The organism is Streptosporangium sp. NBC_01639 (assembly GCF_045209755.1).
Classification (GTDB): Bacteria; Actinomycetota; Actinomycetes; order Streptosporangiales; family Streptosporangiaceae; genus Streptosporangium.
This window is the reverse complement of sequence record NZ_CP109272.1, coordinates 5,034,348-5,059,811: the sequence shown is the minus strand read 5'-3', so window position 1 is coordinate 5,059,811 and position 25,464 is coordinate 5,034,348. Positions and strand designations below refer to the sequence as shown.

At 66.5% G+C, this 25,464-nt stretch carries 17 protein-coding genes, 3 rRNA genes and 1 riboswitch; of the genes, 9 read left to right on the top strand and 11 right to left on the bottom strand.

All coding sequences use genetic code 11. The annotated features are described in order from the left end of the window. Positions 1-50 precede the first annotated feature (50 nt). Positions 51-443, bottom strand: a complete 393-nt coding sequence (locus OHA77_RS23125; protein ID WP_326826191.1) for a cell division protein SepF — start codon at positions 441-443, stop codon at positions 51-53. A 191-nt stretch (positions 444-634) separates the two neighbouring features. Here OHA77_RS23125 and OHA77_RS23120 point away from each other — a divergent pair, with 191 nt between their 5' ends. Further along, on the top strand, positions 635-1,423 hold the full coding sequence (locus tag OHA77_RS23120) for a PhzF family phenazine biosynthesis protein (protein WP_406311601.1): 789 nt from the start codon (positions 635-637) through the stop codon (positions 1,421-1,423). 217 nt (positions 1,424-1,640) lie between these two features. Here OHA77_RS23120 and rrf read toward each other — a convergent pair. The 3 genes from rrf to OHA77_RS23105 form a co-directional block, all read right to left on the bottom strand. Next, positions 1,641-1,757: ribosomal RNA gene (rrf, locus tag OHA77_RS23115) — 5S ribosomal RNA — on the bottom strand. 76 nt (positions 1,758-1,833) lie between these two features. Beyond that, positions 1,834-4,959, bottom strand: a 23S ribosomal RNA gene (locus OHA77_RS23110). Between the two features lie 385 nt (positions 4,960-5,344). Then, positions 5,345-6,865: ribosomal RNA gene (locus OHA77_RS23105) — 16S ribosomal RNA — on the bottom strand. Together the 16S, 23S and 5S rRNA genes form the textbook arrangement of a ribosomal RNA operon. Before the next feature lie 557 nt (positions 6,866-7,422). On the opposite strand from OHA77_RS23105, the gene OHA77_RS23100 reads away from it, so the two are divergent. Then, complete coding sequence (locus OHA77_RS23100; protein WP_406311600.1) at positions 7,423-9,498, top strand: S9 family peptidase; 2,076 nt, start codon at positions 7,423-7,425, stop codon at positions 9,496-9,498. Next, entirely contained in the window at positions 9,499-10,527 is a 1,029-nt protein-coding gene (gene mgrA / locus OHA77_RS23095) for an L-glyceraldehyde 3-phosphate reductase (RefSeq protein ID WP_406311599.1), read from the top strand. Positions 10,528-10,545: 18 nt separating this feature from the next. Here the strand turns inward: mgrA and OHA77_RS23090 are convergent, their stop codons facing one another. After that, entirely contained in the window at positions 10,546-12,972 is a 2,427-nt protein-coding gene (locus OHA77_RS23090; protein WP_406311597.1) for a YbhN family protein, read from the bottom strand. A gap of 535 nt (positions 12,973-13,507) precedes the next feature. On the opposite strand from OHA77_RS23090, the gene OHA77_RS23085 reads away from it, so the two are divergent. Both OHA77_RS23085 and OHA77_RS23080 read left to right on the top strand, forming a co-directional pair. Beyond that, complete coding sequence (locus OHA77_RS23085; protein ID WP_406311596.1) at positions 13,508-15,058, top strand: M28 family metallopeptidase; 1,551 nt, start codon at positions 13,508-13,510, stop codon at positions 15,056-15,058. Between the two features lie 75 nt (positions 15,059-15,133). Continuing rightward, positions 15,134-17,155, top strand: coding sequence for a molybdopterin-dependent oxidoreductase (locus OHA77_RS23080; RefSeq protein ID WP_406311595.1), 2,022 nt, complete (start codon positions 15,134-15,136; stop codon positions 17,153-17,155). Between the two features lie 27 nt (positions 17,156-17,182). Here OHA77_RS23080 and OHA77_RS23075 read toward each other — a convergent pair whose 3' ends face one another. Both OHA77_RS23075 and OHA77_RS23070 read right to left on the bottom strand, forming a co-directional pair. After that, entirely contained in the window at positions 17,183-17,986 is an 804-nt protein-coding gene (locus OHA77_RS23075) for an alpha/beta hydrolase family protein (RefSeq protein ID WP_406311594.1), read from the bottom strand. Positions 17,987-18,101: 115 nt separating this feature from the next. Continuing rightward, positions 18,102-18,551: a GNAT family N-acetyltransferase gene (locus OHA77_RS23070; RefSeq protein WP_406311593.1), complete on the bottom strand. Its 450-nt coding sequence runs from the start codon at positions 18,549-18,551 to the stop codon at positions 18,102-18,104. A 91-nt stretch (positions 18,552-18,642) separates the two neighbouring features. On the opposite strand from OHA77_RS23070, the gene OHA77_RS23065 reads away from it, so the two are divergent. Then, positions 18,643-19,110 (top strand): hypothetical protein, encoded by a 468-nt coding sequence (locus OHA77_RS23065; protein WP_326826200.1) that lies wholly within the window; start codon positions 18,643-18,645, stop codon positions 19,108-19,110. A gap of 79 nt (positions 19,111-19,189) precedes the next feature. Here OHA77_RS23065 and OHA77_RS23060 read toward each other — a convergent pair whose 3' ends face one another. The 4 genes from OHA77_RS23060 to OHA77_RS23045 all read right to left on the bottom strand — a co-directional run bounded on the left by OHA77_RS23060 (position 19,190) and on the right by OHA77_RS23045 (position 21,342). Further along, positions 19,190-19,657, bottom strand: a complete 468-nt coding sequence (locus OHA77_RS23060; protein ID WP_406311592.1) for an SRPBCC family protein — start codon at positions 19,655-19,657, stop codon at positions 19,190-19,192. Between the two features lie 24 nt (positions 19,658-19,681). Further along, entirely contained in the window at positions 19,682-20,068 is a 387-nt protein-coding gene (locus tag OHA77_RS23055; RefSeq protein ID WP_406311591.1) for a VOC family protein, read from the bottom strand. A 62-nt stretch (positions 20,069-20,130) separates the two neighbouring features. Further along, on the bottom strand, positions 20,131-20,454 hold the full coding sequence (locus OHA77_RS23050; protein ID WP_406311590.1) for a DMT family transporter: 324 nt from the start codon (positions 20,452-20,454) through the stop codon (positions 20,131-20,133). Between the two features lie 17 nt (positions 20,455-20,471). Then, a riboswitch (guanidine-III (ykkC-III) riboswitch) is annotated at positions 20,472-20,538 on the bottom strand. 18 nt (positions 20,539-20,556) lie between these two features. Then, positions 20,557-21,342: a class I SAM-dependent methyltransferase gene (locus OHA77_RS23045; protein WP_406311589.1), complete on the bottom strand. Its 786-nt coding sequence runs from the start codon at positions 21,340-21,342 to the stop codon at positions 20,557-20,559. A gap of 227 nt (positions 21,343-21,569) precedes the next feature. Here OHA77_RS23045 and OHA77_RS23040 point away from each other — a divergent pair, with 227 nt between their 5' ends. The 3 genes from OHA77_RS23040 to OHA77_RS23030 all read left to right on the top strand — a co-directional run bounded on the left by OHA77_RS23040 (position 21,570) and on the right by OHA77_RS23030 (position 25,451). Further along, on the top strand, positions 21,570-23,420 hold the full coding sequence (locus OHA77_RS23040; RefSeq protein WP_406311588.1) for an acyl-CoA dehydrogenase: 1,851 nt from the start codon (positions 21,570-21,572) through the stop codon (positions 23,418-23,420). A gap of 294 nt (positions 23,421-23,714) precedes the next feature. Then, positions 23,715-24,449 (top strand): NUDIX domain-containing protein, encoded by a 735-nt coding sequence (locus OHA77_RS23035; RefSeq protein WP_406311587.1) that lies wholly within the window; start codon positions 23,715-23,717, stop codon positions 24,447-24,449. A 45-nt stretch (positions 24,450-24,494) separates the two neighbouring features. Continuing rightward, a complete protein-coding gene (locus tag OHA77_RS23030; protein ID WP_406311586.1) occupies positions 24,495-25,451 on the top strand; it encodes a lipopolysaccharide kinase InaA family protein in 957 nt (318 codons plus the stop codon). Positions 25,452-25,464: the final 13 nt, after the last annotated feature.

Sequence of the window (25,464 nt, the reverse complement as noted above, 5' to 3'; positions counted from 1 at the left end):
TACGGATTGCGGGGCTGCGGGGCGAAAAGACCGTTCCAAGCGCTGCCGGATCAGCCGTTCGTGATCTCCACGTCGGCGGGGGCCAGCAGGAACACCTTCTCCGCGATGCGCTCGATGCGGCCCTCACAGCCATAGGCAAGGCCTGCGGCGAAGTCGACCATCCGTGTGGCTTCGGCGGTGCTCATGACGTTGACGTCCATGATGACGGTCTGGCCCTCGCGGAAGTGCCGTCCGATGATCGGAGCGTCGTTGTACTTCCTCGGCGTCAGCATCACGATCCGCGACGGCTCGCTCATCGAACGCCAGCGCTTGGCCGCGCGCTCCGAAGCCGGCTGCCAGTCCTCATCCTCACCCTCGACGCCGTCCTCATACTCATAGGACTCGTCGTAATCCTCTGCTCCACCCAGGCCAAGGTAGGTCGCCACCTTGCGCACTGCCCCCATCGGCTTGTCCTTTCTTCAGGACCACGCCGCAGCCGGCTTGTCCTCCACCTTGGACGGTAACCGACGAATTGAGGTTCGCCGTGCGACACGCCCAACGCTTATTCCTACTTTGTACGGCTAGTGCACCGGTTTGCCTGGCGCCCTCCCATACCCGCTTTCAGCTGGATATTCGTAATGTGTAAAATTACGCCATGCGCATCTATGTGGTCGATTCATTTACTGATCAGTTTTCCAAGGGTAACCCTGCGGGGGTCTGCATACTCGACAATCCGGCTACAGATGCCTGGATGCAGTCCGTCGCAGCGGAGATGAAGCACTCCGAGACGGCCTTCCTGCTGGAAGGAGAAGACGGCAAGCCGTATTCGCTCCGTTGGTTCACGCCGGCGGTCGAGGTGGCCCTGTGCGGGCACGCGACCTTGGCCGCAGCGCATGTCCTCTATTCCACAGGATCAGCCCCCGAAACCCTTGAATTCTCAACAAAAAGCGGGATCCTCACTGTGACCAGGGACGGAACGGGTCTGATCACCATGAACTTCCCGGTCGGCACTCTCGAAGAGGTGAGCCCGCCGGACGGTCTGACGGAGGCACTCGGGGTCGATCTGCTCTGGGTCGGCAAGAACGTGTGGGACTACCTCCTGGAGGTGGAGTCCGAAGAGACCGTGCTCGGCCTGTCCCCTGATTTCCTCGCCCTGGAGAAGGTGGACGCGCGAGGAGTGATCGTAACGGCTCGGGCGTCGCGCCCGGGTGTCGACTACGTCTCACGGTTCTTCGCCCCCAGGGTGGGTGTCCCCGAGGACCCGGTGACCGGATCCGCCCACTGCTCTCTGGCTCCTTACTGGAGCGGCAAGCTCGGCTCGGATTCCCTTGTCGGAGCCCAGCTCTCCTCTCGGGGCGGCGTAATACACACGACCATGCGAGACGATCGAGTCGATCTGGCCGGACACGCGGTGACCGTGCTCTCAGGCGAACTCCATATCTGATGTCCTGAATCGATGTCCTGAGCCGCGCCGCCAGGGCCCTGATGGAGGAAGCTCCCGGGAACGGGGTTTCCAGTGGAGGCAACCCCCGGGGAAAAAGCGCTAGGGGGAAGTCCGGGAAACGTGACCTGCTCGGGAAACGGCCGGGGGAAGGTGACGGGGCCCGGGAAAACAGAAAAGGCCACCCCAACCGGGATGGCCTCAACTGCGACAAAAAATTGTCCGGCGGCGACCTACTCTCCCACACCGTCCCCGGTGCAGTACCATCGGCGCTGAAGAGCTTAACTTCCGGGTTCGGAATGTAACCGGGTGTTTCCCCTTCGCCATAACCGCCGTAACTCTATGAAACTGTCAAACACGAGAACGTGTCTGCTGTCTCAGAATTACATAGTGGACGCGAGCAAGAATGCTTTGTGGTCAAGTCCTCGGCCTATTAGTACCGGTCAGCTCCACACGTTACCGTGCTTCCACCTCCGGCCTATCAACCCAATCGTCTATTGGGAGCCTTACCCACTCTCGTGGTGGGAGACCTCATCTCAAGGCGAGCTTCCCGCTTAGATGCTTTCAGCGGTTATCCCTTCCGAACGTAGCCAACCAGCCGTGCTCCTGGCGGAACAACTGGCACACCAGAGGTTCGTCCGTCCCGGTCCTCTCGTACTAGGGACAGCTCCTTTCAAGTCTCCTGCGCGCGCAGCGGATAGGGACCGAACTGTCTCGCGACGTTCTAAACCCAGCTCGCGTACCGCTTTAATGGGCGAACAGCCCAACCCTTGGGACCTACTCCAGCCCCAGGATGCGACGAGCCGACATCGAGGTGCCAAACCATCCCGTCGATATGGACTCTTGGGGAAGATCAGCCTGTTATCCCCGGGGTACCTTTTAGCCGTTGAGCGACGGCGCTTCCACAAGCCACCGCCGGATCACTAGTCCCAGCTTTCGCTCCTGCTCGACCCGTCGGTCTCACAGTCAAGCTCCCTTGTGCACTTACACTCGACACCTGATTACCAACCAGGCTGAGGGAACCTTTGGGCGCCTCCGTTACTCTTTAGGAGGCAACCGCCCCAGTTAAACTACCCACCAGACACTGTCCCTGATCCGGATCACGGACCGAAGTTAGACGTTCAAAACGACCAGAGTGGTATTTCACCAATGACTCCACCACCACTAGCGTGACAGCTTCACCGTCTCCCACCTATCCTACACAAGACGTTCCAAACGCCAATGTCAAGCTATAGTGAAGGTCCCGGGGTCTTTCCGTCCTGCTGCGCGTAACGAGCATCTTTACTCGTAGTGCAATTTCGCCGGGTCTGCGGTTGAGACAGCGGGGAAGTCGTTACGCCATTCGTGCAGGTCGGAACTTACCCGACAAGGAATTTCGCTACCTTAGGATGGTTATAGTTACCACCGCCGTTTACTGGCGCTTAAGTTCTCAGCTTCGCCACACACGTGCGACTAACCGGTCCCCTTAACGTTCCAGCACCGGGCAGGCGTCAGTCCGTATACATCGTCTTACGACTTCGCACGGACCTGTGTTTTTAGTAAACAGTCGCTTCCCCCTGGCCTCTGCGACCCCCACCAGCTCACAGAGCAAGTCTGATCACCAGCGAAGGCCCCCTTCTCCCGAAGTTACGGGGGCAATTTGCCGAGTTCCTTAACCACAGTTCACCCGATCGCCTTAGTATTCTCTACCTGACCACCTGAGTCGGTTTGGGGTACGGGCCGCCACGGCACTCACTAGAGGCTTTTCTCGGCAGCATAGGATCACCCACTTCGCCACAATCGGCTCGGCATCACGTCTCAGGCTCAATGTGCCGCGGATTTGCCTACGACACGCCCTACACGCTTACCCCAGGACTACCATCGCCTGGGCTGGACTACCTTCCTGCGTCACCCCATCGCTTACCTACTACCAGATCAGGCCAGGCGTTCACCCTCACCCACACCCCGAAGGGCGTTAGGGGGTTAAGGACCCTTAGTATCACTGGATTCAGTATTGGCGCACCATAGCGGGTACGGGAATATCAACCCGTTGTCCATCGACTACGCCTGTCGGCCTCGCCTTAGGTCCCGACTTACCCTGGGCGGATTAGCCTGGCCCAGGAACCCTTGGTCATCCGGCGCAGAAGTTTCTCACTTCTGATTCGCTACTCATGCCTGCATTCTCACTCGCACAGCCTCCACAACTAGATCACTCTGCTGCTTCGCCGGCTGCACGACGCTCCCCTACCCATCCACACACCTAAACCACAAAGGCTCGGCTAACGTGTGAATGCCACGACTTCGGCGGTGTACTTGAGCCCCGCTACATTGTCGGCGCGGAATCACTTGACCAGTGAGCTATTACGCACTCTTTCAAGGGTGGCTGCTTCTAAGCCAACCTCCTGGTTGTCACTGCGACTCCACATCCTTTCCCACTTAGCACACGCTTAGGGGCCTTAGTCGGTGGTCTGGGCTGTTTCCCTCTCGACTACGGAGCTTATCCCCCGCAGTCTCACTGCTACGCTCTCACTTACCGGCATTCGGAGTTTGGCTGACGTCAGTAACCTTGTCGGGCCCATTAGCCATCCAGTGCTCTACCTCCGGCAAGAAACACGTAACGCTGCACCTAAATGCATTTCGGGGAGAACCAGCTATCACGGAGTTTGATTGGCCTTTCACCCCTAAACACAGGTCATCCCCCAGGTTTTCAACCCTGGTGGGTTCGGTCCTCCACGCGGTCTTACCCGCGCTTCAACCTGCCCATGCCTAGATCACTCCGCTTCGGGTCTACAGCATGCGACTAACAACGCCCTATTCAGACTCGCTTTCGCTACGGCTACCCCACACGGGTTAACCTCGCCACACACCATAACTCGCAGGCTCATTCTTCAAAAGGCACGCAGTCACATCACAGACATCCGAAAACGTCTACGCTCCTACGGCTTGTAGGCACACGGTTTCAGGTACTATTTCACGACCCCTCACCGGGGCGCTTTTCACCTTTCCCTCACGGTACTTGTTCACTATCGGTCATCAGGGAGTATTTAGGCTTACCAGGTGGTCCTGGCAGATTCACACAGGATTTCTCGGGCCCCGTGCTACTTGGGATCCCCTCAAACAGTCGACAAGATTTCGCCTACCCGGCTCTCACGGTCTACGGCGCAACTTCCCAGAAACTTCGACTATCCCATCGATTTCTCACTGTCTACAGTCTCGGCAGAAACCATCAGAGGGTCCCACAACCCCGCACACGCAACGCCTGCCGGCTATCACACGCATACGGTTTAGCCTCTTCCGCTTTCGCTCACCACTACTCACGGAATCACTAATTTGTTTTCTCTTCCTACGGGTACTGAGATGTTTCACTTCCCCGCGTTACCACCAACCGCCCTATACATTCAGGCGGAGGCAACACCACATGACTGGTGCTAGGTTTCCCCATTCGGACATCCCCGGATCAAAGTCAGGTTGGCGACTCCCCGGGGCTTAACGCAGCCTCCCACGTCCTTCATCGGCTCCTGATGCCAAGGCATCCACCGTGTGCCCTAAAAAACTTGGCCACAAAGATGCTCGCGTCCACTATGCAAATCTCAAACAACAAACAGCAACCACACCCACCCCACCACCAACACCCACCAAAGGCGAGCTGGTATGACAGGAGGCTGGTCCCGCACGAGGTCAAACAGACAGCAAGCCCGCCACAGCGGGCCCACCAATGTCCGTTTCCTCAGGACCCAACAGTGTGTCCGAACCCATCCGCGCCCCCCAGCCGGCGTTCCCACTCCCGTCCCCCGCGAAGGGTTCAGGCGGTACCAACCGACCCGGGCAGACCCAGATCATCCGATTAACCAGTGCTCCACTAATGAGCGCGCCGAGCGTGAGACATTCGCCCACGGACACGGCTGGACCACGAACCACCAGGTGGCCGCAGTCGATGCTCCTTAGAAAGGAGGTGATCCAGCCGCACCTTCCGGTACGGCTACCTTGTTACGACTTCGTCCCAATCGCCAGCCCCACCTTCGACCGCTCCCCCCAGCAAGCTGGTTGGGCCACGGGCTTCGGGTGTTGCCGACTTTCGTGACGTGACGGGCGGTGTGTACAAGGCCCGGGAACGTATTCACCGCAGCGTTGCTGATCTGCGATTACTAGCGACTCCGACTTCATGGGGTCGAGTTGCAGACCCCAATCCGAACTGAGACCGGCTTTTTGGGATTCGCTCCACCTTACGGTATCGCAGCCCTCTGTACCGGCCATTGTAGCATGTTTGCAGCCCAAGACATAAGGGGCATGATGACTTGACGTCATCCCCACCTTCCTCCGAGTTGACCCCGGCAGTCTCCAATGAGTCCCCACCACCCCGAAGAGCGTGCTGGCAACATTGAACAAGGGTTGCGCTCGTTGCGGGACTTAACCCAACATCTCACGACACGAGCTGACGACAGCCATGCACCACCTGTCACCCGATCCGAAGAGGCACCCATCTCTGAGTGTTTCCGGGCGATGTCAAGCCTTGGTAAGGTTCTTCGCGTTGCGTCGAATTAAGCAACATGCTCCGCCGCTTGTGCGGGCCCCCGTCAATTCCTTTGAGTTTTAGCCTTGCGGCCGTACTCCCCAGGCGGGGCGCTTAATGCGTTAGCTACGGCGCGGAAACCGTGGAAGGTCCCCACACCTAGCGCCCAACGTTTACAGCGTGGACTACCAGGGTATCTAATCCTGTTCGCTCCCCACGCTTTCGCTCCTCAGCGTCAGGTAAGGCCCAGAGAACCGCCTTCGCCACCGGTGTTCCTCCTGATATCTGCGCATTTCACCGCTACACCAGGAATTCCGTTCTCCCCTACCTACCTCTAGCCAGCCCGTATCGAATGCAGACCTGGAGTTAAGCCCCAAGCTTTCACACCCGACGTGACAAGCCACCTACGAGCTCTTTACGCCCAATAATTCCGGACAACGCTTGCGCCCTACGTATTACCGCGGCTGCTGGCACGTAGTTAGCCGGCGCTTCTTCTGCAGGTACACGTCAACTTCGTCCCTGCTGAAAGAGGTTTACAACCCGAAGGCCGTCATCCCCCACGCGGCGTCGCTGCGTCAGGCTTTCGCCCATTGCGCAATATTCCCCACTGCTGCCTCCCGTAGGAGTCTGGGCCGTGTCTCAGTCCCAGTGTGGCCGGTCGCCCTCTCAGGCCGGCTACCCGTCGTCGCCTTGGTAGGCCGTTACCCCACCAACAAGCTGATAGGCCGCGAGTCCATCCCCAACCGAAAAACTTTCCACCACCATCCCATGCGAGAAGTGGTCGTATCCGGTATTAGACCCAGTTTCCCGGGCTTATCCCAGAGTCAGGGGCAGGTTACTCACGTGTTACTCACCCGTTCGCCGCTCGAGTACCCCGAAGGGCCTTTCCGCTCGACTTGCATGTGTTAAGCACGCCGCCAGCGTTCGTCCTGAGCCAGGATCAAACTCTCCAAACAATGTTTGAGAAGTTCTCCCGGCTGAAAGCACCCGGCACCGAATGCCGGATGTTCAACCAAAGGAATCCGTCCTCCCACCAGAAGATGGGTGGGACGGGAGTTGTGCTTCATGCACTGGCTTTTAACACACTGTTGAGTTCTCAAGAAACGGACGCGTTCTCCGTCTTCCCGGCCAGTAGGCCCGGTGTCGGGGGCGTTTCGTTCGTTCCGTTGTGCCTTTATTCTTTCAGGCCCGCGTTTTCGTGTCAAACCGGCCCGTTTCGAACCACTTGACTTGATCTCGCCTGCCTTACCGGAATTCCGGCCGCCCCGTTTCCGGAGCAACCCCTCAAACTTACCAGCCTCTGAGCGGCTCTACGAACCGATCGTTGAAACTGTTTGTTTCAAGGGATTGTCGGCACAACCGGAGCAGGCCACACCGAAGTCACCGTGGTGATTGGAGTGGATTGCGCCGGACCTTGCCGACAACAAAAGATTAGCAGTCCCGGAAGACCGCTCGGGACGGAACCGCAGAGAGGACCCGGGCCCGGCAGGAGGGGAAACATAGACTCGACCGGGTGAGCAGCCAGACGCCGCCTACGGCGAAGAAGGTTCCCAGCGATCGCGTGCACCACGGGGACACCGTGGTCGATGACTACGCGTGGCTGACGGTCAAGGACGATCCCGAGACGATCGCCTACCTGGAGGCGGAGAACGCCTACACGCAGCAGGCGACCGCCCATCTCAAGCCCCTGCAGGAAACGATCTTTCAGGAGATCAAGGGCCGGACTCTGGAGACGGACCTGTCGGTCCCCACCCGCAAGAACGGCTGGTGGTACTACTCCAGGACCGAGGAGGGCAAGCAGTACGGCATCCAGTGCCGGGTGGCGGCCGACGGAGAGACACCTCCTGAGCTCAAGGCGGGCGAGTCGCTCCCGGGCGAGCAGGTCCTGCTCGACGGGAACGAGCTGGCCGGGGAGAGCGACTTCTTCTCCGTGGGCACCAGCGCGGTCAGCCCTGACGGCACCCTGCTGGCCTACTCCGTCAACTTCACCGGCGACGAGCGGTTCACCCTGAAGGTGAAGGACCTCACCACCGGTGAGACGCTCCCCGACGAGATCCCCGGCATCTTCTACGGCGGAGCCTGGGCGGCCGACGGCACGACGTTCTTCTACACGACCGTCGACGAGGCCTGGCGGCCCAACCGGGTCCACCGGCACACGATCGGCACCGCGTCCGAGGACGACGTCGTCGTCCACGAGGAGGACGACGAGCGTTTCTGGGTCGGCATCGGGCTCAGCCGCAGCGAGCGCTACCTCGTGCTCTCGGCCGGAAGCAAGATCACGAGTGAGGTCCGCATCCTTGAGGCGGACGACCCGACGGGTGAGTTCCGCGTCGTGCGCCCGCGCGAGATCGGCGTGGAGTACGGCGTCGACCACGCCGGTGACCACTTCCTCATCCTGCACAACCGGAACGCGGAGAACTTCGAACTCGCCACCGCGCCGCTCGACGCGCCCGGTGACTGGACTCCGCTGATCGAGCACCGCGAGGACACCCGGCTGCTGGACGTGGATGCCTTCGCCGGCCACACCGTCGTGCACTTCCGCCGCGAGGGTCTCACCGGGATCCGCATCCTTCCGGAGAACCGGGGGGGCGCCGAGGGGACCGAGCCGTATGAGATCTCCTTCCCGGAGCCGATCTACGACGCCACGCCGTCGGGCAACCCGGAGTTCACCACCGGGCGGCTCCGTCTCGGCTACACCAGCATGGTCACTCCCCCTTCGGTCTACGACTACGACCTGCGGACGCGCGAGCTGATCCTGCTGAAGCAGAAGGTCGTGCTCGGTGACTACGACCCGGCCGACTACGAGCAGTTCCGCGAGTGGGCCACCGCCGCCGACGGCACCCGCGTCCCCATCTCGATCGTGCGCAGGAAGAACACCGAGCAGCCCGCGCCCACCGTGCTGTACGGCTACGGCAGCTACGAGATCTCGATCGACCCGTCGTTCTCGGTGGCCCGGCTCAGCCTGCTGGACAGGGGCTTCGTCTTCGCCGTCGCGCACATCAGGGGAGGCGGTGAGATGGGTCGCCGCTGGTATGAGGACGGCAAGTTCCAGAAGAAGAAGAACACCTTCACCGACTTCGTCGCCGTCGCCGAGCACCTCAAGGCGGAAGGCTGGTCGAGCACCGTCATCGCCCGGGGCGGCTCGGCGGGTGGGCTGCTGATGGGCGCGGTCGCCAACCTCGCCCCGGAGACCTTCGCGGGGGTGGTCGCCGAGGTGCCGTTCGTGGACGCGTTGAACACGATCCTCGACCCCTCGCTGCCGCTGACCGTCATCGAGTGGGACGAGTGGGGCGATCCGCTGCACGACGCGGACGTGTACGCGTACATGAAGTCCTACTCGCCCTACGAGAACGTCGATCGGCGGGTCTACCCGCCGATCCTCGCCATCACCAGTCTCAACGACACGCGCGTCTTCTACCACGAGCCCGCCAAGTGGATCGCGAAGCTTCGCGACACCGCGAGCGGCGGGCCGTTCCTTCTCAAAACGGAGATGGGCGCGGGACACGGCGGCCGGAGCGGCCGGTACGACTCCTGGCGTGAGGAAGCCCTCACTCTCTCCTGGATCCTCGACACGGCCAAGGTGGTCTGAATGTCCTACATCGCAACGGAGGACCGGTACGACGGGCGGCAGCCGTACAACAAGGTCGGCAGGAGCGGGCTGCGGCTTCCGGCGGTCTCGCTGGGGCTCTGGCACAACTTCGGCGACGACCGGTCCTTCGACACCCAGCGGGCGATCCTCAGGAGGGCCTTCGACCTGGGGGTGACCCACTTCGACCTGGCCAACAACTACGGCCCGCCAGCCGGCTCGGCCGAGACCAACTTCGGCCGGCACCTCCGGGACGACTTCGCCCGGTACCGCGACGAGCTGGTGATCTCCACCAAGGCCGGATACGACATGTGGCCCGGGCCGTACGGCGAGTGGGGGTCGCGCAAATACCTGCTGTCCAGTCTGGACCAGTCGCTGAAGCGGATGGGGCTGGACTACGTCGACATCTTCTACAGCCACCGGTTCGACCCGGACACGCCGCTGGAGGAGACGATGGGCGCGCTGGACCACGCGGTCCGGTCAGGCAGGGCCCTGTACGCGGGCATCTCGTCCTACTCCCCGGAGCACACCGCCGAGGCGGCCCGGATCCTGCGCGAGATGGGCACGCCGCTCCTGATCCACCAGCCGTCCTACTCGATGGTGAACCGGTGGATCGAGGGCGGTCTGCTGGACGTGCTGGAGGAGGAGGGCGCGGGATGCATCGCGTTCTCCCCGCTGGCGCAGGGCATGCTGACCGACCGCTACCTCGACGGCGTCCCGGAGGGGTCGCGGGCCTCGCAGGGGCGCTTCCTCACCCGGGAGATGCTCACCGAGGAGAACATGCGGCACATCCGCACGCTCAACGGGATCGCGGAGGGCCGCGGTCAGTCGCTGGCGCAGATGGCGCTGGCGTGGGCGCTGCGCGACCGGCGGGTCACCTCGGTGCTCATCGGCGCGAGCAGTGTCCGGCAGCTGGAGGACAGCCTCGGCGCGGTGCGGAACCTGTCCTTCACCGACGAGGAGCTGGAGACGATCGACAAGGACGCGGTCGAGGCGGGCATCAACATCTGGTCCCGGTCCAGCGACGCCTGACCTGCGCCAGGGCCTCGTTCACAGGGCCTCGTTCCGCTGCAGGTAGGTGAACGAGGCCCAGCCGGGCAGGACCGGCAGCCAGAAGGTGAGCAGCCGGAACAGCAGCACGGCGGAGGTGGCGACCTCGCCGGGGAGGCCGGAGATGGTGAGGCCGCCGATGAGGGCGGCCTCCACCGCGCCGAGGCCGCCGGGGGTGGGGGCGGCAGAGCCGATGGCGTTGCCGGCGAGGAAGACGATGGCGACGGCGGCGAAGCTGAGGGAACCGCCGAAGGCGCGGACGCTGGCGTCGAGGCAGACCACGAAGAAGATGGTCAGCAGCAGGGTGCCGGAGAAGCCTTCAATGATCTTGCGAGGCGACTGGAGCACGTCCAGCAGGCGCGGGATCACCCCGGAGAACAGCGACCGGATGCGCGCGGTGACCATCCGGCGCAGGCGGGGGATGCTCACCGCGACCAGGGTCAGCACGGCCACGGCCAGCAGGACGGACACCAGCGTGCGCGACGGGGTGAACGACGAGGCGGCGCTGGAACCGGTGATGTAGGCGAACAGCAGGAGCAGCATGATGTGGAAGCCCAGGCCGATCAGCTGGGAGGCGCCCACGCTGGCCACCGCCTGCCCCGGGGGGATGCCGCGTTTCTGCAGGTAGCGGGTGTTGATCGCGACACCGCTGACCGCCGCCGGGGCGACCAGCTTCACGAACGACCCGGCGAACTGGACGAGCACGGTACGGCCCAGCGGGAGCTTCTCCGGCACGAAGCCCCGCAGCATCAGCGCGGCGGCGACGTAGCTCATCATCGCGGCGACCAGCGCCACACCGGTCCAGCCCCACTTGGCCGAACTGATCATGTTCAGGTTGATCTGGGTGATGTAGTAGACCAGGAAGTACGCGGCGAAGGCGCTGGCGATGATGGTGATGAGGGTCCGGGGGCGGAAGCGCTCCAGGCGGACCTCGTCGGCCTCGACCTTGGGCTTGAGCTCGACGATCCGCTCGCGGATCTCGGTCAGGAGCTCCTTGTCCCTGCTGAGCGCGGACCTGGTCTCGCGGGTGAGCGCGATCCGCTGGAGCAGCGGGAGAGCACCGGCCAGCGTGTCCGGGCCGGCGACGGTCGCGGCCGCGCGGACCGCGCGCTCGGCGCCGACGCGCAGGCTGAGGTAGGTGAGCAGCTGGGCGATGTCGAGGCGGAGCAGGAGGTCGCCGGCGGCGATCTCCCCGCTGCGGGCGTCCATGAGGATGACGCGGCCCTCGTCGTCGACGTGGATGCTGTCACCGGTCAGGCGCCGGTGCGCGAGCCGCTGGACCTGCAGGAGCAGCACCTGCTCCCAGATCTGGGCGAGCAGGTCGTCGTCGATCTCGTTGTCGGGGATGTCGTCGAGTGCGCGGGTGTCGGTGTGCTCGTAGGCGAGCAGCGCGGCGTCGGTGCCGATCTCGCTGGTGCCGACGAGCCGGGGGGTGCTGGCCCCGGCGGCCTGCGCGGCGTACGCCATCAGCGCCTCGCGCTCCAACTCGGCGCGGAGGGAGCGGATGGCCCGGCGACGGGTCTCGGTGTTGAGCCGGATCCGCCGCCAGAGGCGGTAGAGCAGCCCGGCGACCTGGCGGTCACGGTCGAGGACGGTGACGTCGAGGCGGCTGCCGTCCTTGAGGCCGATGGCGTATCGCCGGCTGCTCTGGTGGTCGTCGTCGAGCCGGCGGGCCCGCACCGGGACGAAACCCAGTTTGGCGACCGCCGCGACGATCGCGCTGCCCGGCGGTCGGGTGTTGGGGCTGCCCACGCCGTACAGCGTGGCGTAGCCGACGGCCAGGCCCACCAGGATGGAGACGACGATGCCGAGGATGGTGGCGGCCGTCGCGGCGAAGAGGGCGATCGCGTTGAGTGCGACCGCGATCCACAGGGCCGCCCGCCAGGTGGGCCTGCGGGATATCCGGACGGCCGTGACGTAGGCGATGATCGAGGTGAGCAGGGTGTTGAGGGGTTCGACCCCTCTGCGGCCGCCGGTCAGCAGGAGACGGAGGTCGTCGGGGCCGGCGTTGAGGATCCACTCTCCGAGCGCGAAGGACAGCACCATCCCGGTGATGGCCGCGAACAGGCCCTCGGCCACCCGGAGGCCGTCGCGGTGGAGCACCCGCTCGATCGCGTAGGCGGCGGGAACGCCCAGCATGGCCGCCCCGCTCAACACCCCGACCAGGCCGCTGAGCAGGAACGGAACCCGGTTCGTGCCGTCGATGACGTCGGCTTCGAGACCGTTGAGGGTCTTCTTCGCGACGAGCGCGAGCAGCACCACGGCCGCCAGCATGAGCAGGGTGGCCAGGAAGCGCAGCAGGTCGGAGGGCCGCCGGATCCGCTGGGGGAGCAGGGGCTCGACGACGAGCACGGCGGAACCGTCGCCCGTCGACGGTCCTGGGTCGTCGAAGGCCGCCACTTTGCCGCTTTCCTTGATTTTCGTCACCACTAGCGATTCTGCATGTTCCGTATTACAGGTGCGTCACCGATCTTCTTCCGTGTCCGCAATCGGCGACATACGCATCTCGCCGCTCTCCGAGAGCGTCGACGGTATGACCCCATCCTGATGCCCGAGGCCCGGAAAAGGGCGGCGTCCGGCGATCCGGCACGGCGTCGTGACCGACTCGACCATAGTCACCGCCGCCGGCCGCCCGCTCTTGGGGTACGGCCCAGACACTCCGCCAAGGTTATGAGGTTTTCCGGAGATGGCATGAAATCCTGCGTACACGACGGGAAGCTCTCCCGGGCGGTGCGGGGTGAGCGCGTGCAGCTCCGCGCCCTCGGTGTCCCGTCGGAGGAGCGGCGGCACCCGTGCCTGCGTCACGACCCTCACGTAGAGCTGGGAACCCCCCGAACGCTTTTGACTCTGCTCGATAACAAATGTCGAGTGGATCTTTAAAGATCGCGACTTCCTAACATCTTCCGACTTATCGCGATTACGGGGTTTTCATCCCACTCGTGCCGGCGCTAAAGGAGTTTGCATGCGCATACGTGCTTACCGGGGCCTGGTTGCGGCGGTCGCCGCCGCTTCAGCCGTGACTTTGCCGATGATCTCCGTCGTGCCCGCCGCCGCCGAACCGGATCCCGCGGCGTTCAGCGCGTCGATCAAGGTTCCGGCGGTCAGAGGGCACCTGGAGAAACTCCAGCAGATCGCCGATGTCAGCGGCGGCACCCGTGCCTCGGGAAACCCGGGCCACGAGGCTTCGGTCACCTACGTGGCCGACCGGCTGCGGGCTGCGGGCTACCAGGTCACCCTGCAGGAGTTCGAGTTCCCGTACTTCCGCGAGCTCACCCCCTCCGTGCTCAACGGGGTCTCGCCCGGCGGCAGGACCTACGCGCGCGACACGGATTTCGCGGTCATGACCTACTCCGGTTCGGGGAACGTCACGGCCCCCGTGCAGGGCGTGGACCTGGTCCTGCCGCCGAGCCCGGTACCCAACTACTCCACCTCCGGCTGCGAGGCGAGCGACTTCGCCGGGTTCACCGCGGGCAACATCGCGCTGCTCCAGCGGGGAACCTGCGACTTCCAGGTCAAGGCCGGGCTCGCCCAGGCGGCCGGCGCCTCCGGTGTGATCATTTTCAACGAGGGCCAGCCGGGCGCGGGTCTCAACGACCGCCGGACCCTGCTGACCGGCACGCTCAACGCGCCCACCATGACCATCCCCGTCGTGGGCGCCACCTTCGCCGTCGGCGCCGAGCTGGCCGCGACCGGGGCGGCGGTGACACTCACCGCCGACACCGAGGGCGACCCCCACCGCAGGACACGCAACGTGCTGGCCGAGAGCCGCTGGGGCGACCCCGGCAAGGTCGTCATGCTCGGTGCGCACCTGGACAGCGTCACCAAGGGCCCGGGGATCAACGACAACGGCTCCGGCAGCGCGGCCGTCCTGGAGACGGCGCTGAAGGCCGGCGCCCTGCCGACGAGGAACAGGCTCAGGTTCGCCTTCTGGGGTGCCGAGGAGCTGGGTCTGCTCGGCTCCCGGCACTACGTGGCGAGCCTCTCCCCGGAGGAGAAGGCGAAGATCAGGCTGTACCTGAACTTCGACATGATCGCCTCGCCGAACTACACGCTCGGGATCTACGACGGGGACAACTCCGACGCGGCCGGCGCTCCGGCGGGGCCCGCGGGCTCGGACACGATCGAGAAGCTCTTCGAGTCGTACTACAGGTCCATCGGCCGGCCCTACACCAGCACCGACTTCACCGGCCGCTCGGACTACGGCCCCTTCATCGCGGTCGGCATCCCCGCGGGCGGCCTGTTCACCGGCGCCGAGGGCATCAAGACCGCCGAGGAGGCCGCGAAGTTCGGCGGTCAGGCCGGGGTCGCCTACGACAGGTGCTACCACCAGGCGTGCGACACCATCGCCAACGTCAACGACGAGGCACTGGCGATCAACGCCGGCGCGGTCGCGACGGCGGCGTTCGTCTACGCCTACAGCGACACCCTGCCGGGCGGCGGCACCCCCACCTCCACCTGGCAGGGGATCGGCGGCGGCGGCCTCCGGCACGACCACGACGGCGTCTCCAGGTAGCGGGCACGGCATCGACGAGGGGGTACGGCCGAGGCGGCCGTACCCCTTTTGCCCGGCGCGGCTAAAGTCGGGGGCATGTCTCAGGGTGAACTGCAGGTTCTGGGCGCGTGTCCGCTGGACTGCCCGGACGCGTGCTCATGGGTGGTGACCGTCCGGGACGGCAAGGCCGTCAAGATGCGCGGCAACCCCGATCACCCCTACACCCGCGGCGCGCTCTGCGTGAAGGTCAACCGCTACCTGGAGCACACCCAGGCACCCGACCGCATCCTCCATCCGATGCGCCGGGTCGGCCCCAAGGGGTCCGGCCGGTTCGAGCGGATCAGCTGGGAGGAGGCCCTGGAGGAGATCTCCGTACGGCTGCGCGGGATCGTCGACGAGCACGGCGGCGAGGCGATCTGGCCGTATCTGGGCACCGGCACGCTGGGCTACATCCAGGGTTCCGAAGGGGCGGCGGGGCGGCGGTTCTGGAACGTGCTCGGCGCCTCCAAGCACTTCCTGAACATCTGCTCGACGGCCGGCAACGTCGGACTGACCCGGACCAACGGCACGGCCGGCGGCATGGACCCCGAGACGTTCGCCCTCTCCAGGCTGATCCTGCTGTGGGGCACCAACACCCTGACCAGCGGGCACCACCTGTGGAAGTTCATCCAGGACGCCCGCGCGGCCGGGGCGCACGTGGTGGCGATCGACCCGATCCGGACCCGGACCGCCGAGCAGGCCGACGAGCATCTGCCGATCCGGCCCGGCACCGACGCGGCCCTGGCACTCGGGCTGATGAACGTGGTCCTGTCCGAGGGGACGGAGGACCGCGACTACCTGGAGAACCACACGAGCGGCTGGGCGGGTTTCCGGGAGGAGATCCTGCGGCACCCCCCGGAGCGCATGGCGGAGATCACCGGTCTGCCCGAGGCCGACATCCGCGCCCTGGGCCTGCGGCTGGCGCACACCCGGCCCACCGGCATCAGGGCGACGATGGGCGTCCAGCGGCATGCCGGCGGCGGCACCGCGATGCGCACGATCGCCGCCATCCCCGGAGTGACCGGCGACTGGCGCCATCCCGGCGGCGGGGTCGCCTACTCCACCACCGCCTACATCCACCTGAACATCGACACCCGTGAGGACCTGCTCGCCGAACCGGTCCGGCAGCTCACGATGACCCGGCTGGCCGAGGGGCTGGACGAGTCGGTGAAGTGCCTGTGGGTGTACGCGGCCAACCCGATGGGCTCCACCTCCGACCAGAACCGCATCCGCGAGAAGCTGCTGCGCGAGGACCTGTTCACCGTCGTCATGGAGCAGTTCCCGACCGACACCGTGGACTACGCCGACATCGTGCTGCCCGCGACCATGCAGACCGAGCACACCGACCTGCACGCGGGCTACGGACACATGTATCTGATGTGGAACGAGCCGGCCGTCGAGCCACCGGGCGAGTGCCTGTCCACCATGGAGACCTTCCGGCGCCTGGCCCGGCACATGGGCCTGACCGAACCGTCGCTCTACGACTCCGACCTGGAGCTGGCCGAGCAGCTGCTCTCCTCGGGGCACCCGTCGCTGGAGGGCATAACGGTGGACCGGCTGCGCAAGGAGGGCTGGGTCCGGCTCAGCGTGCCGCAGCCGTTCGTGCCCTTCGCCGACGGTTTCCCGACGCCCTCCGGGAGGCTGGAGTTCGGCTCCGGACCCGCCTACGTCCCCTCGCACACCGCCTCCGCCGAGCGCGGGGCCTACCCCCTGGCGCTGATCACCCCGGCCGCCCACACGTTCCTCAACACCATCTTCGGCAACAACGCCGAGCTGCTGCGTCGTTCGAAGGGGCCGCGGATCCTGGTCAACCCGGTGGACGCCGCGCAGCGGGGGCTGGCCGACGGGCAGCGGGTCCGGGTGTTCAACGCGGGCGGTGGGTTCGAGGCCGTGGCGGAGATCAGCGACCGGGTGCAGCCGGGCGTGGTGGCCTCCACCAAGGGGCACTGGCGGAAGCTGAGTCCGGGTGGGGCGACGGTGAACGCCGTGGTCGAAGAGCGCGACGCCGACATGGGCCGGGGCGCCGTCTACCACGACAACCTGGTCGAGCTCAGCCCGTGCCCCGCCGAATCCGGCTGAGCCCGGTCTCCGCGTCCGCCGGCGAGCTCAGTCTCTGTGCTTGTCGAGGAAGGTCAGGACGGCGCGGAACACCTTCGGTGCCTGGTCTCCGGTGAAGAGCGCGCTGGCGTGTTCCCTGCTGGGGAGCATGACCAGCTGACGGTCGGCCGATTCGGTGGCCGCGTCGTAGACGGCCTGCACCAGGTCGGCCGGGGCGATGTCGTCCTGGTCCCCGTCCACCTGGAGGAAGGGCGCCTTGAGCGTGGCGGCGTCCCCGGGCTCGGCCACCCCGGAGATGCTGATGACCCCGGCCACCGGGAACGGCAGTTCGCCGGCCGCGAGCACGGAGGCCTGCCCGCCCACCGAGCCGCCGACCAGGAACACCTTCGCGACACCCGCCTTGCGTAGCCGGGTGGCCATCGCGACGGTGTCCTCCTCGGGTTCCGCACTGTTGTTCCGGTCGGCCAGCAGGACCCGATATCCCGCGTCGACCATCCGGTCGGCCAGCGGGAGCCAGTCGCACACGCTGCCCCGGCGCTCGTAGGAGACGACCACCCCCACGGACCCCTTCCCCATGATCACGCCCTGGGTGGTGGTGCCGCCGCGCTTGTACGTGAAGAACGTCCCGTTCTTCTCCGTGACGCAGCCATCGATGTTCACCCCGGTGGGGCGGGGAGCGGGGGTCGTGGCGGGGGTGGCGACGGCGCTCGACGTGACCGTGGGGACGGTGCTCGACGTGGGCGCCGGAACGGCCGGGGAGGCCGCGAGCTCTCCGGACCCGCTGCCGGCCGTACCTCCGCAGGCCGTCAGCAGCATCGCCAGAACTCCCAGCCCGAGCGCGTGTCTTCCCATGACTCCCCCATCGACTCTGTCCGGATTGACATCGTTGAGGATGCCGTACCGGAGATCAAGTTCGGGTGGGTTCCCGGCCGTCGGCGGGTTTCTCCGCGACCGGAGTACGGGCCGGTCAGCTCAGCGCGAGCTTGTATCCCTCGTGGGACGCGACGAAACCGAGAGAGTCGTAGAAGCGGTGGGCGTCCTTGCGCGTCTTGTCGGTGGTGAGCTGGACCAGTGCGCAGCCGCGGGCCCGGCCGCGCTCGACCGCCCACTCCATCATCTGCCGCCCCAGCCCCCGGCCGCGCAGGGCCGAGGTGATCCGGACCGCCTCGATCTGCATCCGGAGCGCTCCACGGCGGGAGATGCCCGGGATGTAGGTGAGCTGCATGGTGCCCACGACCTCGCCGTCCAGCTCCGCCACGATCAGCTCGTTGTTGGGGTCGGCGTCGATGACCTCGAAGGCGGCACGGTGCTCGTCGCCGTAGTCCCCGGTGCGGGCGGCGGAGACGGCGTCATCGGCGATCATGGCTACGAGCAGCGGGACGTCCTCGGCACGGGCGGGACGGAAAGTCACTGGCATGACGGCCAACCTATCGATCGCCGCGGCTCAGGGATGGGTCAGGGTCTTCCCCCGATGTGACCAGGGGGGCCGGAAGGGCAGTCTTGGTGTCATGAACGACGAACTGACTCGACGTGACGAGATGTCCCTCGCCGGCGCGGCCCTGCGGGGTGCGCCGTGGAAGGCCGCAGCGGTGACCGGCGGCGCGGTCGCGGCCGCCAGTTTCGGCATGGGCGTGATCCTGCCGGGGAACGCCGACCTGACCTGGGCCCTGACGCTCGGCATCGGCCTGTTCGCGCTGATCGCGGCGGTCGGCTCGATCAGCAGGCCCGGCAAGGGAGACCGGGTGACCCGGCAGGCCCGCCTCTGGGCCCTGCGCCGCCCCTGGCGGTTCTCCCTCTATCCGGCGCTCGGCGCCGCCGCACTGATGTATCCCGTCCAGCTCGTCGTCGACGACGAGGGGGTGTTCGGCGCGGCGCTGGACGCACTGCAGGGCGGTGTCGCGGTGTATCTGATCACCGCTGTCCTGGCCCTGACCCTCAGGGGACGCGGCCAGTCGTCCCTGCCGCACGGCCACTGACCGGGCCTCCACCGGTGTGCCCGCGCAGATCCGGGTCCCTGACCCATGGCCACCGACCCGACCCCACCGACATGCCCGCTCAGGTCCGCTCCACCACCCGCTTGATGCCTTCCAGGGTCCGCCGCATGTTGGCCTCGTTGTGGGCGGCCCGGTCCCGGACCCCGGTGACCAGCCCGCCGACGACCCGCATGAAGGGGCCGCGGGTGTCCCAGGTGCCCTGTTCCAGATGGCAGCCCGTCTTGGTGGGGGTGATGCCGAAGCGCCAGAGGGCCACGTCCAGCAGGCCGGCGGCGCGGACGTGGTAGGCGAAGACCCGGCCGGGATCGGCGGCGGTCACCGTGCAGATCGTGGACCAGCGCCGCCGCCCGCGGCTGTTGTGCCCCCGGAACCGGGCGCCGGGCCGCGCCTCCCGGACCTGTCCCACCCATTCGGCTCGCAGACACTCGACGTTCCAGGCGCTCATGCCGGTGATATCGGTGACCAGCGCGTAGACCACTGCGGGCGGCGCCGAGACGTGGATGCTCACAGACGCGCTCGGGGGGCTCATGACGGCAGCATCCCCGACAGAACATCACTCCGGCAAGTGCTGCCGGGCCCTCTCGTACTCGGCGCGGCAGACGCAGAACTCGTTGCCCTCCGGGTCCAGCATGGTCACCCAGCCGACGCCGGTGGGTTCGCGCCTGTCGTCGTGGATCGTGGCGCCGAGCCCGAGCAGGCGTTCGACCTCCTGGTCGCGGGTGGTGCCGTCCGTACCGGTGACGTCCAGGTGAATGCGGTTCTTGACCGATTTGCCGTCCGGAACCCGGATGAACAGCAGATCGAACGCGCCCTGGAGGAGGACCTCGTCGTCCTCCTTCCCGTCGCCCGGGTGGATCTCCCAGCCGGTGGCGCTGCTCCAGAAGGTCGCCAGCTCGTACGGCTGGGCACAGTCGATGGTCACGGTGTGAACGTCAATCATGTCCACACCCAACCCGACACCGGCTAAACCGTCAAGCCGGTTTCTCGACGGTCTGCGGACGCTCAGTGCCCGCCACCGGCGAGGTTGAGGCCGACGACCCCGGCGAGGATGAGGGCGATCGAGGCGACCTTGAGAAACGACACGTCGTCGCCGAGGAACAGCATGCCCAGGGACGCGGTGCCGACGGCGCCGATGCCCGTCCAGACGGCATATGCCGTACCGACTTCAAGGCTTTTGAGGCCCACCGCGAGCAGACCGAAACTGAGGATGGCGAAGAGGACGAACCCGACGCTCGGCAGCGGCACGGAGAACCCGTGACTCATCTTGAGCGAGTAGGCCATGGCGACCTCGAACAGACCGGCGACGACGATGACGACCCAGGCCATGACGGCTCCTTCCATAAGGAGCGTCGTCTTTTCAGACCGGGTACGGCGCGTCTCGTCCGGGAGCCACCCTCATGGGGGCTCTTCTCTAGAAAATAGCAAACGTCATCGTGGCTCCCACCAGAGCGTGAACCACCGATCGCGCGGGACCGGCCACATGTCCAGCTCGGCCGCCGCCGCGACGACCTCGTCGATCCGGTCCCGGCCGAGACAGAGCCGCCGGCACGCGCTCTCCCCCAGGTCCTCCAGCGTGGCGAACCGGCTCAGCGGAGCGAGGCGCCACTCGTGGTGGACCTCGTGGCCGAGCGCCTCGGCGACGGCGATCACGTCGCCGACCGTGGGCTTATCCGGGCGGACGAGACCGTGGAAGTGCTCCCAGAGGGGGGTGAGCCAGCTCATCGGGTGGCGCTCGGTGAGCTCCAGGACCACCCGGCGGCGGGCGTGCCCGGACAGTTCGGCGAGGAAGGCCGCCAGGTCGGGCACGTTGTAGACGACGTGGGCGGCGACCGCCACGTCGGCGGCCGGGGTCTGGGCCGCGACGTCGGGCCACCGGCCCCGGATGATCCGGGTGGGAACGCCCGACCTCTCCGCCCGGGACGCCAGCTCGGCCAGCATCTCGGCGGAGGAGTCCACCGCGATCAGCTCCCCCATGCTCCCGGCCAGCGGCAGCGAGGCCGCGCCGGTGCCGGCGCCGACGTCCAGCACGCTCCCTCCCGCCGGAAGGGCTTCGACGACCCGGGCCAGGGTCGGCCCCTCCGGATCCGCCAGCGCGCGGTCGGTCCGCTCGGCGAACCGGGCCGGCGAGTGCCCCCAGGGGTCCTCCGGGGCCCGCGCCGCGATCTCGTCGGGGATGCCCCACCGCGCGAGGTCCGCTCGCCACTGTTCGTCCATGGGAGGAGCTTAGAAAAGCTCACCGGACCGGTCGACCGAAGTGCGGGCCGGGCGCGTCTCCGCAGCAGACCGGTAGGTGGCACGGAACGGATTCCTTCCCTGGACGCCTGTGACAAACGTCCCATCGGTACGGTTTTTTTGTGGTTACCGGCGGGTAGCATTGTCGGTAAGGTTACTGGTCAGTACGTAACGAGTCCCGGTTCCCCCGGTTTCAAGGAGCAGACCCCATGGGCCACTACAAGAGCAACATCCGTGACCTGGAGTTCAATCTCTTCGAGGTGTTCGGGCGCCGGGAGATCCTGGGCACGGGCCCCTACGCCGATCTCGACGAGGAGACCGTGCGGACCATCCTCGACGAGGTCAACCGCCTGGCGACGGGCGTGCTGGCCGACTCCTTCGAGGAGGGCGACCGTACGCCTCCGGTTTTCGACCCCGCCACCGGCACAGTGACGATGCCGGAGGGCTTCAAGAAGTCCTTCGCCGCCTACCGTGACGCCGGCTGGACCAACCTCGGCCTGCCCGCCGAACTGAACGGCCCCGGCCTGCCCAACAGCGTGAACTGGTCGCTGGCCGAGCTGATCCTCGGCTCCAACCCGGCGATCTGGATGTACGCCAGCGGCCCGGCCTTCGCCCACGTGATGCACGTGATCGGCACCGAGGACCAGCGGCGCTACGCCGAGCTGGCCATCGAGAACCAGTGGGGCGCCACCATGGTGCTCACCGAGCCCGACGCCGGCTCCGACGTGGGAGCCGGGCGTGCGAAGGCCGTCCGGCAGCCCGACGGCACCTGGCACATCGAGGGCGTCAAGCGCTTCATCACCAGCGCCGAGCACGACATGGCCGACAACATCTTCCACCTGGTCCTGGCCCGTCCCGAAGGACACGGGGTAGGCACCAAGGGCCTGTCGATGTTCCTGGTCTCGAAGTACCACGTCGACCTTGCCACCGGCGAGCTCGGCGAGCGCAACGGCGTCTACGTCACCAACGTCGAGAAGAAGATGGGCCTGAAGGTCTCCACGACCTGCGAGCTCACCTTCGGCGAGAAGCACCCGGCGGTGGGCACGCTGATCGGCGAGGTGCACGAGGGCATCAAGCAGATGTTCATGATCATCGAGCACGCCCGGATGATGGTGGGCACCAAGGCGATCGCCACGCTCTCCACCGGTTACCTCAACGCGCTGGAGTACGCCAAGTCCCGCAAGCAGGGCGCCGACCTCACCCAGATGGCCGACAAGTCGGCTCCGCGCGTGACCATCACCCACCACCCGGACGTGCGCCGCGAGCTCATGCTCCAGAAGTCCTACGCCGAGGGCATGCGGGCGCTGGTCCTGCTCACCGCCACCTACCAGGACGCGGTGCAGATCGCCGGCTTCGAGGGCCGCCGGGACGAGCACGCCGAGACGATGAACGACCTGCTGCTCCCCCTGGTCAAGGGAGTCGGCTCCGAGCGCTCCTACGAGCTGCTGGCCCGCTCTCTGCAGACCCTGGGCGGCTCGGGCTACCTGCAGGACTACCCGATCGAGCAGTACATCCGGGACGCCAAGATCGACTCGCTCTACGAGGGCACGACGGCGATCCAGGGGCAGGACCTGTTCTTCCGCAAGGTCCTGCGCAACCAGGGCGTCGCCCTGGGCTCGCTGTACGGAGACGTCAAGGCCTTCGCCTCCTCCGAGGCGGGCAACGGCCGCCTCAAGGAGGAGCGCAAGCTCCTCGGTGAGGCCGCCGACGAGGTCAAGGCCATGGCCGACACCCTGGCCGGCTGGGCGATCGGCTCGCTGGAGGCACCGGAGGAGGTCTACAAGGTCGGCCTCAACACCACCCGGTTCCTGCTCGCCCTGGGCGACGTGGTCATCGGCTGGCTGCTCCTGCGCCAGGCCGAGGTGGCACTGGCAGCGCTGGGCTCCTCGGACATCGCGCCGGACTCGGGCGCGGCCAAGGGCGACCGGGCCTTCTACACCGGCAAGGTCGCGGCGGCCTCGTTCTTCGCCCAGACCGTCCTGCCCCGCATCGCCGCCGAGCGCCGCGTGCTGGACGCCACCAACCAGGATCTGATGGAGCTCCCGGAAGAGTCCTTCTGAGCTGAGACCACCTGCTCCCGCGGCAGGCGACACCGAGGGGCGGTCCTTCTTCCCGGAGGGCCGCCCCTCACCCATGAAGATCGTTTGTTGGGAAGTGCACCATCAGGCGACCTCGCGGACGTGCACTTCCCAACAGATGATCCGACGCGGCGCGCTGCCGTCCCGCACTCCGGCCGTGCGGCGAACGGATGTTCCCGGCGGCGCCACCCGAGCGACGAGATCATGGACAGGATGTCGACATGCGCGCTAAGTTATTCTCATAATGAGATTGTCTCAAGGTTAGAAGGTCATCTGGTGGATGAGTCCGAGTTCCTGGCGGGGTACGACCCCCGGGCGTTCCCCGCGGTCGCGGTGACGGTCGACGTGGTGGCGTTGACCATCCGCGAGGGCGCGCTGCACGTGCTGCTGGTCCGGCGGGGCGAGCAGCCCCATGCGGGGCGGTGGGCGCTGCCGGGCGGGTTCATCCGGCCGGACGAGGACCTCGCGGAGGCCGCGGTGCGGGAGCTGGCCGAGGAGACCGGGCTCACCCCCCGGGTGCACATCGAACAGCTGGCCAGTTACGGCACACCCGGCCGGGATCCCCGGATGCGGATCGTGTCGGTCTCCTACCTGGCCTTCGCCCCCGACCTGCCGGATCCCCGTGCGGGTTCGGACGCGGCCGACGCCGCCTGGCACCGGACCGACCGGCTGCCGGAACTGGCGTTCGACCATGGCCGCATCCTCGGCGAGGGACTGGAGCGGGCGCGGGACAAGCTGGAGTACACCCCGCTGGCCACCACGTTCGTGGGCGAGACGTTCACGATCTCCGAACTGCGCGGCGTCTACGAGACGGTCTGGGGGGTGCCGCTGCACGCGGGCAACTTCCACCGCAAGATCCTGTCGGTGCCCGGGTTCGTGGAGAGCACCGGGGAGACCACCGAGAGCGGCGGAGCCAGAGGCGGCCCCCGGGCCAGGCTCTACCGGGCCGGAGACGCCCGGCTCCTGCACCCCGCGCTCCTGCGGCCCGCACGCGAGGAGGAGGTGCGATGACACCGCACGAACCCATGCGACCCCCGCAGTAAGGAGTGTGGCCCAGTGACCACAACGACCGAGGCGATCGCCCTGGTGTCGGCCGCCCGCACACCGGAGGACCTGTTCGGCGGGGACTCCCCGCACCGGACCTACCGGCGGCTGGCACGGCTGCTCCACCCCGACCTCGCTCCCGGGCCCGAGGCCGCCGAGGCCTTCGCCAAGCTCGCGGGGCTGTGGGCGGCGCGGGACCGGAGCACCGAGACGGTGATCACCACCAGGCTGGGGACCTACCGGATCGGAAGGGTGTTCCGGCGGGGCGCCACGGCCGTGCTGTACGGCAGCGGCGACGACGCGCTGCTCAAGCTCCCGCGCAGCCACCTGGACAACGACCTGATGCGACGCGAGGCGGAGTCGCTCAGGAAGATCGCACGGGACGGCGACCCGCTGCTCCTGCCGTACGTGCCCCGGCTGGTGGAGTCGTTCCGGCACCGTTCGGGCGGGGTCGAGCGGCAGGCGAATGTGATCAGCCGGGCGCCGGACGGATTCGTGAGCCTGGCGGAGATCACGCGGCTGCGACCAGTGCTCGATCCGAGGGACGCGGCGTGGATCTGGCGGCGACTGCTGGTGGCGATAGGGATGGCCCATCGGGCGGGGGTGGTGCACGGCGCGGTGTTCGGGCAGCACGTGCTGGTCCACCCGGTCGACCACGGCCTGCTGCTCGTCGACTGGAGCCAGTCGGTCCCGCTCGGGACCCCGCTGACCGCCCTGGTCGCCCGGCGCCGGGCCGACTACCCGCCCGAGGTCCTCGGCAGGAGGCCGGCGACCGAAGCCACCGACATCCATCTCGCCACCCGCTGCGTGGCCGCTCTCATGGGCGACCGCGCCCCCGTCCCGATCCGCCGTTTCGTCCGGGGAAGCCTGACGCATCCGCCGCGTGACGCCTGGTGCCTCCTCGGCGAGCTCGACGATCTGCTCGACGACCTGTACGGCCCGCGGAAATACCGGCCCCTGCACCTGTGAGCCGTAGCGGGCC

Excerpts from the sequence above, each read along its gene's own strand:
- OHA77_RS23125 (WP_326826191.1), bottom strand. The coding sequence starts at position 443 with ATGGGGGCAGTGCGCAAGGTGGCGACCTACCTTGGCCTGGGTGGAGCA.
- OHA77_RS23120 (WP_406311601.1), top strand. The coding sequence starts at position 635 with ATGCGCATCTATGTGGTCGATTCATTTACTGATCAGTTTTCCAAGGGT.
- mgrA (WP_406311599.1), top strand. The coding sequence starts at position 9,499 with ATGTCCTACATCGCAACGGAGGACCGGTACGACGGGCGGCAGCCGTAC.
- OHA77_RS23085 (WP_406311596.1), top strand. The coding sequence starts at position 13,508 with ATGCGCATACGTGCTTACCGGGGCCTGGTTGCGGCGGTCGCCGCCGCT.
- OHA77_RS23080 (WP_406311595.1), top strand. The coding sequence starts at position 15,134 with ATGTCTCAGGGTGAACTGCAGGTTCTGGGCGCGTGTCCGCTGGACTGC.
- OHA77_RS23075 (WP_406311594.1), bottom strand. The coding sequence starts at position 17,986 with ATGGGAAGACACGCGCTCGGGCTGGGAGTTCTGGCGATGCTGCTGACG.
- OHA77_RS23070 (WP_406311593.1), bottom strand. The coding sequence starts at position 18,551 with ATGCCAGTGACTTTCCGTCCCGCCCGTGCCGAGGACGTCCCGCTGCTC.
- OHA77_RS23065 (WP_326826200.1), top strand. The coding sequence starts at position 18,643 with ATGAACGACGAACTGACTCGACGTGACGAGATGTCCCTCGCCGGCGCG.
- OHA77_RS23060 (WP_406311592.1), bottom strand. The coding sequence starts at position 19,657 with ATGAGCCCCCCGAGCGCGTCTGTGAGCATCCACGTCTCGGCGCCGCCC.
- OHA77_RS23055 (WP_406311591.1), bottom strand. The coding sequence starts at position 20,068 with ATGATTGACGTTCACACCGTGACCATCGACTGTGCCCAGCCGTACGAG.
- OHA77_RS23050 (WP_406311590.1), bottom strand. The coding sequence starts at position 20,454 with ATGGCCTGGGTCGTCATCGTCGTCGCCGGTCTGTTCGAGGTCGCCATG.
- OHA77_RS23045 (WP_406311589.1), bottom strand. The coding sequence starts at position 21,342 with ATGGACGAACAGTGGCGAGCGGACCTCGCGCGGTGGGGCATCCCCGAC.
- OHA77_RS23040 (WP_406311588.1), top strand. The coding sequence starts at position 21,570 with ATGGGCCACTACAAGAGCAACATCCGTGACCTGGAGTTCAATCTCTTC.